General features: G+C 74.0%; 2 protein-coding genes, 1 pseudogene and 1 riboswitch. All 3 genes and pseudogenes read right to left on the bottom strand.

Annotated elements, in window-relative coordinates; translation table 11 throughout:
• Positions 1-419 (bottom strand): annotated as a pseudogene (locus WH07_RS41630) (cobaltochelatase subunit CobN); the annotation flags it as partial.
• A gap of 34 nt (positions 420-453) precedes the next feature.
• Positions 454-608, bottom strand: a riboswitch (cobalamin riboswitch).
• Between the two features lie 116 nt (positions 609-724).
• Positions 725-1,288 carry a hypothetical protein gene (locus WH07_RS35280; protein ID WP_063775888.1) on the bottom strand — a complete coding sequence of 188 codons (564 nt, stop codon included), beginning with the start codon at positions 1,286-1,288 and terminating at the stop codon, positions 725-727.
• 81 nt (positions 1,289-1,369) lie between these two features.
• Positions 1,370-1,593 (bottom strand): ATP-binding protein (locus WH07_RS35275; protein ID WP_046509245.1); only part of this gene is annotated, 224 nt, incomplete at its 5' end.

The following is a 1,593-nucleotide window of genomic DNA, read 5'->3' as shown; positions in this document are numbered from 1 at the left end:
AGGTGGTGCGGGGCGGGCGAGGCGTGGCCGTCGAGGGCGGAGGTCCGGTCCGGGGCGGAGGCCGGGTCGGAGGCAGGGCCTTGGTCGGCCGTACGGCGGCGGTCGGGAGCCCGGCCGGGGGCCGAGCCCGGGCCGACCGGGGGGCGCCCGTCGGCCGCCGGGCCTCCGTCGGGAGCGGGACGCGAGTCGCGCGCCGGGCCGGGGTCGAGCGGCGTGTTGCCGAGCAGCAGGTCGATCCCGTCCTGCCAGGCGCGCAGCCCGCCCAGGAGGCGTACGACCACGAGGTCCACGCCCTCCAGCAGCCCCGGCAGTTCGTCGAGGGCCAGCCGGGCGGGGTTGGCGTACCGGTACGGAACCGGCCCGCCCGCCGCACGGGCGCTGAGCAGATCGGTGTCGGACGTCGACAGGAGCAGAATCATGCGGCGTCTGCCTTCCTCGGGGTCCGCGCCCCGGGCGGTAGGGAGGACGGCGGGAGTTCCTGGCTCACCCGGCGGCATACGGATGCCGGGCTCACAGTGGCGGGACCGCGCCGGATTCGCACCGGGCTTCCTCCCCTGACGCCGTCACTGGCGTTGACGGGCACGGGACCCGCCGACTGCATAGTAGGTGCAGCAGGTCACGGGCGGGGAGGGCGCCTCGCGACCGAACGCCGACCCCGCCCTGCACGTCGACCCAACCCGCGCGCCCGCCCCGCACGCACGCCGGGCCCCGTCCGCAAGCATCGTCAGTGGTGGTCCGGGGGTCCGCCAGAGACTCTGCCCCGTGCCTCGGCCCGCTTCAGGTACGCGGCATGTTCCGCTTCCAGGTCCACGACGGTGAACTCCTGGAATTCCATGATCAGTTGGCTGGCGAGTACCCAGCCGAGGCGCCAGCTCTCGAAGGCCACGCCGCCCGCGTCGTACACCGCTGCGTGCACCCCCGCCGGCACGAACGCCCGCACACGCAGGGCCACATGGCGCTTCCGTAAGTGCGGACACGCCCCGACCGAGGTGACCGCACACGGCACGCACAGGGGTGGATGCGTGGTGACGAAGCCGGGCTTGTGCAGTTCCGGCTCGTCCGCGTCCTCGCCCACGACCCACAGCGTGCCATCGTCGGTACGGTCCGACGGCCCGCCGCAGATCTGGCACAGCAGCCTGCGCATGGCCCGCCGCTGCCGCAGGAAGTGCACGTTCCCGAACTCCGGCCGCCCCTTACCGGGGCTGATGCCGACCCGCTTCCACAGCACGCCCAGGTCGTCGCGTTCGTACGGTCCTTCGTCGGCGTACGCGATGCCACCACCCCGCACGACCAGCGTGCCCTGGGGGCCGGTGCTCCGAGGACCAGCACGCGATGTACGGGACGACCGGGGGCCTGCCCAGCGGTGCGCTCACGGGCGGTCCTTCTCGCTGGGCCGTACGAGCGGCACGGACAGGCACGCCCAGATCATCTTCCCCGGCCCGGCCCGGTCGGCCACACCCCACTCGTCCGCCAGAGCGTCCACCAGCAGCAGCCCCCGCCCATCCAGCGCCTCCGGATCCGGGGTACGCGGCTGCGGCCGGACCGGCGAACCGTCGTGCACCTCAATCCGCAACCCGCCCGCACTGCGGAAAT

Origin of the sequence: Streptomyces odonnellii (genome assembly GCF_000981895.1) — a bacterium.
Classification (GTDB): domain Bacteria; phylum Actinomycetota; class Actinomycetes; order Streptomycetales; family Streptomycetaceae; genus Streptomyces; species Streptomyces odonnellii.
The sequence above is the reverse complement of the archived record's forward strand: the minus strand, read 5'-3'. Positions and strand labels throughout refer to the sequence as shown.